The sequence below is a fragment of the Acidiplasma cupricumulans genome (genome assembly GCF_001402935.1).
Lineage (GTDB): Archaea > Thermoplasmatota > Thermoplasmata > Thermoplasmatales > Thermoplasmataceae > Acidiplasma > Acidiplasma aeolicum.
Genome location: NZ_LKBH01000018.1, coordinates 1 through 13,252, shown reverse-complemented (window position 1 = coordinate 13,252; position 13,252 = coordinate 1). Strand labels below are relative to the sequence as shown.

Sequence of the window (13,252 nt, the reverse complement as noted above, 5' to 3'; positions counted from 1 at the left end):
TTATTCTTAATGGATAATCATAGAATCTTAATAATTCACCTAACTTTATTTCAGTATTATATATTATATTAGGATACTTATTCTCCCATTTATTCTTAAACTCATTGAATTTACCTATGGCCTCTTCCTTATTATTGCACCTAAACATTTTATTTGCATCATCCATTATTTCTATATCCTTTTCCTTTACCTTTGATTTTGGTTATGGATAGAAATCATGAAAAACCTTATTTAGCCTCAGCTATATGACGATATAGCTGTGAGAATCGGAGGCGGTTTTCTTTAAACTTGGCCTTCGAGGCCGCTGGATAGAATAGCCGCCCTTCGACTCGATTTCTTACCTTATTTAATAAGGTGAATAGGAGTTTGTCGAGTCTTCGATTCTAAATCTCACAGAATCACGGAGGTGATTGATATAGTAATAGGTTTGGATGTACATAAACATTCCGTATATGCTACGGTATTAAATGATAATGGAGAGCTCGTTATACAGAGGAACACGGAAAATAATATTTCTGTACTGGATAGTTTTTTAAATGATTATAAGGAACATGATATTGTAATAGAATCATCAACATCAGGGAAATATTTATCAAAGGCGTTAATGAAATTAAATTATAAAATACATTTAATAAATCCTGATAAAATATCAGCAATAGATGGTTTTAAGAAAACTGACAGGGAAGATTCATACAAACTTGCATACCTTTACAGGATCAATGCATTAAAGGAAATATACATACCATCAGAAGAAATAGAAAATATCAGGACTTTAGTGAGGTACAGGCATTCCCTTGGAGAGGAGATAACAGTAAAGAAGAATCAAATACATGCAATATTAGCATCATATGGAATAATAATTAAGGCAGCAGACCCATTCGGCAAAAAGGGATTAAGGGAAATCAGCAATAATTATAATAAATTGAATTCCTCCGATAGAATTGTATTGAGATCACTGCTAAGTGACATATCAGGCATAAAATCCAGGGAAAAGGAAATAGAAACAGAATTATCAAATATAGCTGTAAACAATAATAATATAAAATTATTGATGACAATTCCCGGAATCAATTATTACTCTGCATGTGGAATATACTCTGAAATAGGGGATATCTCAAGATTTAAGAACAAGGAAAGATTTGCATCATATACAGGTTTAATACCTAAAGAGTACTCTTCAGGAGAGAAGGTAGTAAAAGGGCATATAACAAAGCATGGGCCATCAATATTAAGGTTCTTCCTAACAGAAATATCACACATAATTATAAAATATACAAAGAAGTTCAGAACTAAATACCTAAGCATTGTAAGAAGATTAGGAAAGAAGAGGTCCATAATAGCAATAGCAAGGATATTAGCAGAGACAATATTTACCATGCTTAAAAATAATACAGGTTACATTGACTATGAAAGGAATAAAACAGATCTAAAAAATATTGATTATTCTTATTATGATAAATTGGAAAGCCTTGCAATAAGGAAAAGAAGGGCTATGGAATATACATTATTAAAAGGCAATAATGATATAAAGGGGGATTCAGCAAATTTAAAATACAATGGAGGCATAAAAGATTGTTAAGTAAAGGTTTTTCATAGGAGTTTAAAGTTAAACACATCTAAAGAGCTCTATATAAAGAATGATTTATATAAATATACAAAGGTGGGTAATGTAAAATGCCTGGAAGAATATGGACTGGTGAGGAGAAATTCAATATTATAATGTAATTATTCCAGAATCCAAATATTACAATAGCAGAAATATCCAGGAACCATGGAATAGCAGTATCACTATTTTATAAATGGAGGGAACAGTTTTTAGAAGGAGGCAAAAAGGGATTGGAAGGAAAGGATCCTGATAAGTCTTTAATGAAGGAGAATGAGAATCTTAACTCAATAATAGGTGAAATGACCATAGCAAATGAAATATTAAAAAAAATTATATGAGGAGGAAAAGATGAGTTCGGTGAATGAGATGAATAATAATGGAATTGAAGTAAAAAAAGCATGCTATTATTCTGGAATTAACAGGATAACATACTATTACAGGAGGAAGCATGAAAACAATGAAGATAGGAGATATATAACAAGGATTGATAATAATTTTTATAAAAATCAAATTTTGCAATCATAAGAATTTTAATTTTTTAAAAACTGGCAAAAAAATTTTATTTCAAGTTCAACAGTATTTTTGAATACATTGATAATTTTATCATTTATATTTTCATTATTTATTATATCAATCATGAAATTAACAAATATTCTTAAATCTTCGGAATGCAGCTTTTCCCAGGTATTTATATAATCATTTTGAGAATTCCTATTTGAAAATGTTTCAAGGTAAATCCATTCACCTGCAAGGAGCATTGATAATATTAATACAAAATCGTTGGAATTTATTACTTCATCCATGAAATTTATGTATTCTTTTGTGCATGTTGATAACTCAATATTTTTAGAATTTATGTTATTTTTAACAAAAAAATCAGTAAAAAATTTTATCTCATCATTCTCAACAATGTGTTTGAACCGTCTGAATTTTTCAGCATAATTATCATTTGATATATCAATCAATTTATTTAAAACTTTTATATCCTCAAGTACAAAAAAATAATCCTGAATAAAATATTTTTTTAGCAAATTTTCCGGGCAGTGGTTTTCAATAAGAAGTCTTGCAAATTCAGTGTTAACCGCCTCTTTAAATCTGGAATTTCCTATTAATTCCATTGAATTATCTGGCATAATTTAGTATGCATTATGTTATTATTAATCTAATTATTTGTTTTTCCATAACTTATTCTATTTAAGCCCGCAGAAATATTAATAATATAAAAAATTTTAAATCCATGAATTCTGAAAACAGTCTAAAATCAAACCAAATCGGATCGTGGCATGATATATACCGGCGTTTCACGTACAGTACTTGTTGCCTAGGGCAGTGAACCATGATTTTTGCTTTAAATGGAATTATTTTTTTATTATCCATTTATAAATAAATTTATGGTCAGAACAAGCCGAATAATATTAAAATTTGTAAATTTTATTTTGTTTATCCTTCAAGCTATCGTTACATATACAAAAATATTTTAATAAAATCATTAAAAAAAATGAATGTATTTATTTTTAACATCAATAAAGCTGTCAAAACTCCCATATCTTTCATTTATTTTATCCATAACTTCATTATTAATATTGCTAAAATGCGTTAGTGGCATAATATTATAATTAAATTCGTTAAAAACATAAACAGATATGTTAATTGGTTTAATATTATCAAAAAAATAAACATAGGACCTCTTCATGTTATGCCTTATGGGCCAACCATAAATATCTGGTACCTCAGGTATATACTGCTTTGCTATTATTTTTCCATAGAATACAAGATCCTTTTTTCTATAAAATATAATTTTGTCGTTAATGTTTATCATGTTATAATAATCTATTAATGTCCTTCTTAACCCGCAGCCATAAAATTTTTCCTTTAATCCTAAAATTTTTTTATTCTCTGGCGTTAGATATTTTTCAATGTCCTTATATAATATGCCGTTATTTATCATTTCGAGCAGTTTTTTATATGATTCCTCCTCGCTCTTTGGCGCAATAAACACACTTGACATTTGATGATAATAACCATATAAGAATTAAAATTTATTCAAAATGTTAAAATATGAATTAAATATTTATTTTATAATGCCTCAGTTTATAATTTTCATTGACTTTGATTACTTCTTTGCACAGGTAGAGGAGATATTAAATCCAGAAATCAGGGAAAAGCCCGTTGTTGTCTGCGTTTATTCCGGAAGAACTGAAACAAGCGGGGCGGTTGCAACATCAAATTACCTTGCAAGGAAGATCGGCATAAAATCGGGAATGCCACTTCCACAGGCAATGAAAATAGGAAAGGACAGGGCCGTTTTCCTGCCCATAAGAAAGGATCTTTACAAGGAATGGTCTGACCATATCATGGATATAATTTCCGAATACTCTGATAAAATTGAAATTGCCAGCATTGATGAGGCGTATATTGATGTAACAGATTCATGTAAAGATTTTAATGATGCTGTTAACACAGCACAAAAGATTAAGGATGAGATATACAATAAAACGGGTGTAAGGGTATCTGTTGGTGTTTCAGTTAACAAGGCAATAGCAAAGGTTCTTGGTGACATGGCAAAACCCAATGGTATAAAGTCTGTTGGGCCATCAGAGATTCAGGATTTTCTAAAGGGCCTCGAGATTAGCAAAATACCTGGTGTTGGCAAAGTAATAGGGCAGAGGCTAAATGATGCTGGTATTAAATATATCACAGATGTAATCAATGCAGATAGGGATCAACTTATCAACATAATTGGAACTGCCAAATATAATTATCTTTATGATATAGCAAATAATACATACAATAAACCTGTAACACCAAGGGAGAAGAAAAATTTTGGTAGGTACATGACATTGCCTGAGAATACAAGGGATGTGAATATCATCATACCATATGTAAAAAAGGCAATTGATTCAGCATATGAAAAGGCACCAGGCCTGCCATCTGAGTTAAGCCTTGTTGCCATTATGGAGGATATTTCAATACTATCAAGGTCATATACAGGTGCAAGAATAGATAAAAACCGCGCACTTGAAATAGCAATAGGTCTATTAAACAGGATCATCAACGAGGATCAGAGAAATATAAGAAGGGTCGGCGTCAGGCTTGGGAAAATAACAAAAAATGAAACACTGGATGATTTTTTTTAATAATTAGAAATTTATTAGAATAAACACAATTTATATCCTGAAAATGTGGTAATAAAAATATTTAGATATTTTAAACGTCTTATGCCATGTTGTTAATATATGTTTATGACATAATGCTTAAAAATGATATGCGTGATGATTTATTAAAATCATTCAAATTGCTTGATAAAAATATTTATGATCTTAGAATAGGGAAAAATCATGTTGAAATTGCATCATATGATTATATTAACAGGGTTGTGGCAGACCTCTTTTCAAGGAGTTATAAGGTAATTAATGTCGATAATTTTAGGAATGACAAAAATTTTTCTGATGGATTGGAACTGATGAATAATGGCATGTACTGGCTTGCCCATGAGGTTCTTGAAAATATATGGAGAGATTCATATGGAATTGAAAAGGAAACCTTAAGATTCCTGATATTAATATGCGCCGCAAATGTGCATAACCAGCGTGGGCATCAGGAAACTGCAAAAAATGTAGTATCAAGGGCATTGAAAATTAAAACATTAAATGAATATAATGGCCTGAATATATCATTGCTGAGGCAGAGATTAATTAATAATGAATGGATAAATATTGATAACCTTTAGCCTATTTTATTATTGAGATTAATATTTTTTTAATTTACTTCATAATTGCACAATTCGACAAAAAATATATATAGCTAGACACAATCTATCATATTGCACATGGCCAATATAGTTGATAATTTTATTAATGTACCCAATCAGAAAGAGGAGGATTTTTGGACAGGGAGTATAATTGAACACATAAGGGAACTCGCATACACTGGAAAACCCACTGGAATTTTTAATCCTTCAGATAGCGGCAACAGAATACTGGACAAGATATATTTCAAGAATATGCCTCTAGATTTGCGTTCCACACTTGCAGATACAGAGGTAAATTTCAAAGGTTTAAAGCTTTCGGTTCCGCTCTACCTTGGTGATATGTCCTTTGGGGCCCTGAGTGGAAATCCAAATATAGCAATTGCAAGGGCGGCAGAGATTACAAAAACCTTTGCCGGTACTGGTGAGGGGGGCCTTCTTCCGGAAATACGTGATAATAGGAGAATATATGTCCAGTGGGCTTCCGCCAGATTTGGCGTGGATTATAAAACCATAAATTCTGGTTCAGGGATAGTCATAAAGATCGGTCAGGGTGCCAAGCCCGGCATAGGAGGCCACCTCCCAGCGGGCAAGGTTACCGAAAAAATATCAAGGGCAAGAAGAATACCTGAGAATATAGATGCAATCTCACCGGCGCCCCACCATGATATATACTCCATAGAGGATTTATCACAGAGGATAGAGGCATTAAAAATAGCCACAGGAAAACCTGTATTTGTAAAGGTTGCGGCAACAAATTATATACCATATATAGTTACCGGAATTGCCAGATCAGGTGCCGATGGGGTCATAATAGATGGACAGGGGGCAGGCACAGGCGCAACCCCCGAGGTAATCAGGGATAACCTTGGCATTCCAATTGAGCTTGCGGTTGCAGCATCCCATGATGCGCTTGTCAGGGAGAATTTAAGGGATAAATTTAGGATAATAGCCGCAGGCAGGGTTACCGGTGCACTCGATGCGGCAAAGCTGTATGCTCTGGGTGCAGATGTGGTCAGCATGGGCACGGCCATATTAATTTCCATGGGATGCATCATGGTAAGGAAGTGCAACCTTGGGTTCTGCCCGACGGCTCTTACAAATAAAATAGACGGTAAAAGAATTTATGATGTTGATTTCGGCGTAAACAATATAGTCAATTTTATAACAGGTTTCAGGCTTGAGCTTGCAGGCATTCTGGACAATCTTGGATTTAATTCCATAAAAGAATTAACAGGCAGGAAGGATTTGCTTGCGGCAAAAAATATATCAAAAGGAGCTGCGGATGTTCTTAAGATTCATGCAGAATCCAATTCAACTATAATGCTTGATGACTTCAAACCAAATAAAAAATACCTCAATGAGATTATTACAAAGGGCGAGGTTCCCATAACAAGCATGGGAAGCACAGCATCACCGGAGGTTGCCAGACCATCAAGGATAATTGATTTTCTCAGGCTTGATGGGGCACAGGTTACAAGGCCGCCCATTGATCCATACAGGGAAAATATAGATACCAGTTTTTATCTGGCGCATGGCAGGATTAAAATTCCAATGCCGGTTATAATTGATGCTTCCTCAGAGCCGGAGGATGTTAGGTCGTCGCTTTACTGGGCATCAATGTTCACAGGTAGCGTTATCGTTGATAAATCGTATAAAAAGGGATTCAAAAAGATGACAATATTAAAAAATGGTAATTTGCTTGTAAAAAATAATATAAGATACGGCCCTGCCGGAGGTCATGGTCTGGATGGCTTCATAATATTCCCTGAAAAATATCAGGAATTGAGGCTATCAGACCTTGACATAAATCTGAAAAACAATGGCACAAGATACAATTTCGATCTTCTTGTTTACCTTAATAATTTGAGAAATACCGGTGACATAATTAAATATCTTGCACTTGGTGCGGATACCATCATACTCAACGGAGGCATTTTCACGGATGCACTTAACAACAATTATTCAAATTTAAATGAAAAAGCATTAAATTTTCTGATTGTCATTAGAAGGGAACTTGCATTAATTGCCGGTGCCATGGGTGTATCAAATTTGCAATATTCTGTCACAGGCAACAGAGAATTAATGAGGGGCGTGAATCTTGATATCGATATAGAGTCAAGAATAAAAGTTGATGAGGCGGGTTCACTATGAATTATTCTCCATCAAGCTGCGGTCTCTTGGGTGTTTTGAGGAAAATTGATTCAAAAAAGATATGCGGAAATAATGTTGCAAATTCCCTTGAGCTAATAAAATACAGGGGAAGCGATAAGGGGTCTGGCTATGCTGCATTTAATCTGGATTCAAACAATTATTATACAATAAAAACATTTTTTAATGGCACCGAGGATGAGATTAAAAAGATATTTGCTGAAAAAGGCATATACCCAGATAATGTAACATTTGAGGATGCAGGCAATACAAAGAGTTACTGCTTTAATGTTTCATTATATAATAATGAGGATGCACTTGATGAAATTAACGATGAACTCTGGATTAATGGCAGTGGCAGGATTTACAGTGCAGGAAAATCACTTAATGTCTTTAAGGGTGTTGGGTTTCCGGCAGATGTTGCCAGGGCGTTCAATATATATGATAAGGAGGCCGATATGTGGCTGGCCCATACAAGGCAGCCAACAAACTCACCCGGAAATTATCCATACTGGTCCCATCCATTCTCATCATTTAATATAGCAATAGTCCATAACGGTGATATAAGCTCATTTGGTGCAAACAGGGAGTTTTTAATATCAAGGGGAATGAGGAGCTTTGTTGGCACTGACAGCGAGGTTATAGCCTTTTTATTCAGGGAGCTTTTAAGGGACTTTGATTTAATAACAGCCGTGAAGATAATGTCAAACAACTGTGATGACCCTGTTATAAAATACAAGTACCGTGGTGCAGTGCTTGATGGGCCATATACATTAATTATCGGATATGATTCCGGCGATGATTTATACATGATATGCCTTACAGATAAGACAAAACTCAGGCCTGTTATTTTGGGTTCAGATGAAAATAATTATTACATTGCCAGCGAGGAGAACCAGATAAGGAATATTAACAAAAATGCCACGGTATGGCCCATGGAGCCCGGTTCATATTTTATTGCATCAATGAAAAAGGGAATAATAAGCCATGGAACGAGACATAAAATAACAGATTATGTTTATTCATATAATGATGCAGATATAGATGCATCATCAGTAAAATACAATGATCTTGATTCGCATATTATGGCGTTAAATAAGCATGATATTATAATTTCAAATGTACTGGGCCACAGATACATAGGCATGAAATTCCCTGCTGGAAATAAACATATAAAATTATATGGAAACCCCGGGAACTGCCTTATGAACCTTAATTATAACCATGATGTTGATGTGTATGGCAACGTTGCTGATGACTGCTGTGATACAATGACTGGCGGAACCATAAGAATTCATGGAAATGCCGGCGATGTTTTTGGACAGGCCTTTCAGAACGGAAAAATATTTGTGCTGGGCAACGTTGGAAACAGATCAGGCCTGCAGATGAGGGCATACATGGATTATAAACCAGTAATGATCATTAATGGTGGATTTGCCGACTATCTTGGTGAGTACATGTCCGGGGGCATTATAATATCATTTGCAAACAACAATGCATATACAGGTAAATATATCGGTTCCGGCATGATAGGCGGGAAAATAATAATAAGGAAAAAAATTAATAAAAAGTATGTTGGACTGCAGCCATCACAAGAATACGTAAGAAGCATGCTCATGGCTCTTAGAAAGGCATCCATAATAGACAATGATTTTTACATTTCAATGAAAAACAAAAACATAATTGACATTTTTGACAAACTCCCTGATGAGGCAAAAAAATACGTTAGGAAGATGATGAGCAAGCATGAAATTCCAAGTTATGAGTACAGAAAGCTTAATCAGGATGAAATTCAGGAGGTTAGAAATTTAATCAATGAGTTTGATTCATCCATGGGAACAAAAAATATAAAATATCTGGATTCAAAATTCACGGTCATAACACCGCGTTATTAAATGACACGGCTTGCATTTTTACCTGTTAATATTTTAATTTTTTGAATTTTTGTTCCTAAAATAAATTTTTTATAATAAAATGACAGAAAAATCATGGTAAATTATATTATGCATTTTAGGTTTATATTATATGCTTAATGGAAGTTTTTTGACGATGTTCCTAACAAATACGTCGTGGTTAAGCAATGGCAATAATGGATGGATGCTTACTGCAGCAACCCTTGTAGGTCTACAGAGCATACCAGGGCTTGCACTTTACTATGCCGGGCTAACAAAAAGAAAATACATGGTCAATGCAATGATGATGGCCCTTTATGCATTTGCTGCCGTTCTGGTAATATGGGTTATTGCAGGCTATAACTTCGGGTTTGGCACATCAAGCATTTTAAAGATAGATGGTTATTACATCCTTGGAATTCCAACGCCGGCAATGAGCGGGGGCTTTATCGGGGGACAGGCCATTGTTGGCCCGCTTAAGCAGGCACTTACGATTCCAAACTCAACTGTAATGTTCTTCCAGTTTGTTTTTGCCGCAATAACACCGGTGCTTCTGATGGGGGGGATACTTGAGAGGATGAACTTCAAGGCATGGATGATATTTGTTCCTGTTTGGTCGCTTCTTGTATACAGCCCTGTTGCCTACTGGCTCTTTGCAGGTGGGTGGCTGAACCAGCTTGGCGCAGTGGATTTTTCCGGTGGCTATGTAATACATGTTGATGCGGGCATAGGCGCACTTGCCGCTGCAATTGCCATAGGGCCCAGAATCAAGGAGGAAATGCACATGAAGGCAAACAACCTTGCCCTTGTCATGCTTGGACTTGGCCTGATATGGCTCGGCTGGGATGGCTTCAATGGTGGTGACCCGTATGGAAGCACAATTGATGCGGGCATTGCAATAATAAACACAAATGTGGCAACGGCCGTGAGCATGATTACATGGATGATGATGGATATGAAGTTCTTTAAAAAGCCGTCATTAATTGGTGCATCCGTGGGCGCCATTGCGGGGCTTGTCGGAATTACTCCTGCTGCAGGATACGTGAATATATACGGTGCCATGGTAATAGGAATAGCAACCGGAATAATACCATGGATATTTTTATATAAAATAGAACCAAAATTCAGGGTTGATGACACCCTTGGTGTGTTCTCCTCACATGCCGTTGCGGGTGTTGTTGGCGGGCTTCTTACAGGTGTTCTGGCCGACCCTGTTGTCACACAGTACGTAGACCCGGGATTGAGGGGCGCAATATACGGTGATTTCTATCAGCTCGGCATACAGGCATTTGCTGCTGTGGTCGTCATAATATATGTATTTGCACTCACCTATGGAATACTAAAGCTTATAGGTGTGTTTATACCATTAAAGGAAAAGGAGGAGAATCTTAAGATAGGAGATATGGCAATACATGGGGAAACTGGATTTGACATGTCATACCCGCCATCAAATGCCGAGATAGAAAGGTTTTCAATGGAGGAAAATGCAAAGAAGGCAGAGGGAAATAAGGGAAACTAATAAAATAAATTTTATAATTTTTTAATCTCATTTAAATAATAAATAAGGTCGTCAAGGTCTCTTAAGATGTGCAGAATATCAATATTAATTGATTCCATCATTGTAAGGGCACCTGAAACATTTTCATCATCCTGATTGTTTAATGTTTTTGTATTCAATTTTTCATATTCTGAATTTACTATAGATTCTATTTTTGACCTGTAATCCTCAAGCGTTTTTTCCATCTGTTCCTCAATTGACTTTATATCTTCCATTTGTGTTTATATATTAAAAATATTTAGTCTTTTGTATTTTTATGGGGATAGACTAAAATAATGCAGCTGGTTTTTCTCAATTTCAATGTTTTTTAATATTTTATAATTTTAAGTCTTCATGAACCACTTTTCATGAAGTTTTTATGCTTATTTACACACATTTTAATTATTTATTGGATTTCAGCAAAACAATTGAATTATCATTAGGTCCTGTTAATTATTTTATATTAAACTTTATTTTTTTTTGATAATGCAAATAATACCCATAAGATAAAATTATTAAAAATGATTATTGAAAATACTTAAAAAATATTTTGTATGTTTTATTCAAGGTAGGCACCCACAGCAGAGGATGCAACGAGCCTTGAATACTGGTGAAGCAGGCCTGTCTTATACCTTGGCTCCGGTTTTTTCCACTCCTTTTTTCTCCTTTCAAGCTCATCCTCGCTGACAAGGATATTTATTTTTCCGTTTACCCCGTCTATTTCAATCATATCTCCGTCCCTGACAAGTGCTATGGGGCCGCCATCCATGGCCTCTGGTGCCACATGGCCTATCATTATTCCCCTGGTTGCACCGGAAAACCGTCCATCTGTAACAAGGGCAACGGATTCTCCAAGACCTTCACCAACGATTTCTGATGTGACCGATAGCATTTCCCTCATGCCCGGTCCACCCTTTGGCCCTTCATACCTGATTATTACAGTATCACCGGCTTTTATTTTCCTGGCCTTTATTGCCTTAAATGTTTCTTCCTCAGAATCAAATACCCTTGCAGGGCCCTTATGGTACTTAACCTTTGATGCCGATATCTTAAAAACAGAACCATCTGGTGCCAGTGATCCCTTTAGTATCCTTATGCCCCCGGTAGGGTTAAGCGGCTTATCATAATCGTATATAACATTATTTAAATTTGCAACCCTTATATCCTTAAGGTTTTCTGCTATGGTTTTTCCTGTTACAGTGAGCTGTTCCCCATTTAAAATGCCATGCTCCAAAAGTATCTTCATTAATATTGGAACACCGCCGATTTTATCAAGATCTGCCATGACATACTCACCTGATGGCTTCATGTTAACAATTTCAGGTATCTTCCTTGATAATCTGTCGAAGTCATCCAGATCTATTTTAACATTGGCCTCATGGGCTATTGCAAGCAGGTGCAATACAGCATTGGTTGAACCCCCAGATGCCATCAAAACAGAGATTGCATTGTAAAATGACTCCTGAGTTAGTATATCCCTTGGTTTAAGGTCTGTCTCAATTAAATCCATTAATGTGCGGCCGGTTTCATATGCATACTTTTCCTTGGCACTGTCCACTGCAGGCGGCGATGCACTGCCCGGCAATGCAAGTCCAAGAACCTCGGTCATCATTGCCATTGTGTTTGCAGTATAAAGTCCACCGCATGATCCTGCAGTTGGTACGGCCTTATCCTCCATGAGCTTTAACTCTGCAAGCGACATTTTCCCGTTCATGTATGCGCCAACAGCCTCGAAAAGGTCTCCAACAGCAATCTGCTTTCCATGGAAGTATCCGGGAAGTGTGGTTCCGCCGTACATCACTATTGACGGAAGGTTAAGCCTGGCCATTGCCATCATCATCCCTGGACTGGTCTTATCGCAGCCTGAAAGTGCAACAAAGCCGTCATAACTATGGGCATTGACAGTGGATTCAACTGTATTTGCTATTAATTCACGGCTCACCAGTGAGTATTTCATCCCCTCTGTGCCCATTGCAACACCGTCTATTACAACAGGCGTGGTAAAAACCCTTGGTGTTCCGTTTCTATTTCTTATACCCTCCTTCGCATGATTCGCAAGTGACAGGACATGAATATTGCATGGACCTGCCTCATTCCATGCTGCAGCAACACCAACAATATATTTTTCAAGGTCCTGATCTGTAAGCCCCATGGCCTTCATGTAAGACCTGTTGGGTGCCCTTTCGGGACCGCTGTAGGTAACATCAGATCGTTTCATTTTTGAATTAAAAGCAATATAGTATATAAGACTTGTTAAGCGGACAATTGCCATTATATAAATTTTTATAAAAATATGTGATTATGTAATGAATTGATAA

Annotated in this window: 12 protein-coding genes and 1 pseudogene; 8 read left to right on the top strand and 5 right to left on the bottom strand. The window is 35.8% G+C overall.

Features of this window, described 5'->3' with window-relative positions:
- Positions 1-199: pseudogene (locus tag AOG55_RS09255) on the bottom strand (transposase); the annotation flags it as partial.
- A 207-nt stretch (positions 200-406) separates the two neighbouring features.
- Between AOG55_RS09255 and AOG55_RS00575 the strand changes: the two are divergent.
- From AOG55_RS00575 to AOG55_RS09250, 3 genes are all read left to right on the top strand, one after another.
- Positions 407-1,579 (top strand): IS110 family transposase, encoded by a 1,173-nt coding sequence (locus tag AOG55_RS00575; protein WP_054964108.1) that lies wholly within the window; start codon positions 407-409, stop codon positions 1,577-1,579.
- Positions 1,580-1,743: 164 nt separating this feature from the next.
- The gene (locus AOG55_RS09720) at positions 1,744-1,944 is read left to right on the top strand and encodes a transposase (RefSeq protein ID WP_201779074.1); all 201 of its coding nucleotides are present in this window, start codon (positions 1,744-1,746) and stop codon (positions 1,942-1,944) included.
- Positions 1,945-1,954: 10 nt separating this feature from the next.
- Positions 1,955-2,131: a hypothetical protein gene (locus AOG55_RS09250; RefSeq protein WP_156150295.1), complete on the top strand. Its 177-nt coding sequence runs from the start codon at positions 1,955-1,957 to the stop codon at positions 2,129-2,131.
- Positions 2,132-2,136: 5 nt separating this feature from the next.
- Here AOG55_RS09250 and AOG55_RS00570 read toward each other — a convergent pair whose 3' ends face one another.
- Both AOG55_RS00570 and AOG55_RS00565 read right to left on the bottom strand, forming a co-directional pair.
- Entirely contained in the window at positions 2,137-2,739 is a 603-nt protein-coding gene (locus tag AOG55_RS00570; RefSeq protein WP_048101386.1) for a TenA family protein, read from the bottom strand.
- A 356-nt stretch (positions 2,740-3,095) separates the two neighbouring features.
- Positions 3,096-3,614: a hypothetical protein gene (locus AOG55_RS00565; RefSeq protein ID WP_048101387.1), complete on the bottom strand. Its 519-nt coding sequence runs from the start codon at positions 3,612-3,614 to the stop codon at positions 3,096-3,098.
- A 73-nt stretch (positions 3,615-3,687) separates the two neighbouring features.
- Between AOG55_RS00565 and AOG55_RS00560 the strand changes: the two genes are divergently transcribed.
- The 5 genes from AOG55_RS00560 to AOG55_RS00540 all read left to right on the top strand — a co-directional run bounded on the left by AOG55_RS00560 (position 3,688) and on the right by AOG55_RS00540 (position 10,916).
- The gene (locus AOG55_RS00560) at positions 3,688-4,743 is read left to right on the top strand and encodes a Y-family DNA polymerase (protein WP_048101802.1); all 1,056 of its coding nucleotides are present in this window, start codon (positions 3,688-3,690) and stop codon (positions 4,741-4,743) included.
- A gap of 86 nt (positions 4,744-4,829) precedes the next feature.
- Positions 4,830-5,336 (top strand): DUF309 domain-containing protein, encoded by a 507-nt coding sequence (locus AOG55_RS00555; RefSeq protein ID WP_048101388.1) that lies wholly within the window; start codon positions 4,830-4,832, stop codon positions 5,334-5,336.
- Between the two features lie 99 nt (positions 5,337-5,435).
- Positions 5,436-7,508: an FMN-binding glutamate synthase family protein gene (locus AOG55_RS00550; protein ID WP_048101389.1), complete on the top strand. Its 2,073-nt coding sequence runs from the start codon at positions 5,436-5,438 to the stop codon at positions 7,506-7,508.
- A complete protein-coding gene (locus tag AOG55_RS00545) occupies positions 7,505-9,400 on the top strand; it encodes a class II glutamine amidotransferase (RefSeq protein ID WP_048101390.1) in 1,896 nt (631 codons plus the stop codon). Before AOG55_RS00550 ends, AOG55_RS00545 begins: the two co-directional genes overlap by 4 nt.
- Positions 9,401-9,530: 130 nt before the next feature.
- On the top strand, positions 9,531-10,916 hold the full coding sequence (locus AOG55_RS00540) for an ammonium transporter (RefSeq protein WP_082180442.1): 1,386 nt from the start codon (positions 9,531-9,533) through the stop codon (positions 10,914-10,916).
- 11 nt (positions 10,917-10,927) lie between these two features.
- Here the strand turns inward: AOG55_RS00540 and AOG55_RS00535 are convergent, their stop codons facing one another.
- Entirely contained in the window at positions 10,928-11,170 is a 243-nt protein-coding gene (locus AOG55_RS00535) for a hypothetical protein (protein ID WP_048101392.1), read from the bottom strand.
- Between the two features lie 323 nt (positions 11,171-11,493).
- The gene (gene ilvD / locus AOG55_RS00530; RefSeq protein ID WP_048101803.1) at positions 11,494-13,152 is read right to left on the bottom strand and encodes a dihydroxy-acid dehydratase; all 1,659 of its coding nucleotides are present in this window, start codon (positions 13,150-13,152) and stop codon (positions 11,494-11,496) included.
- Positions 13,153-13,252: the final 100 nt, after the last annotated feature.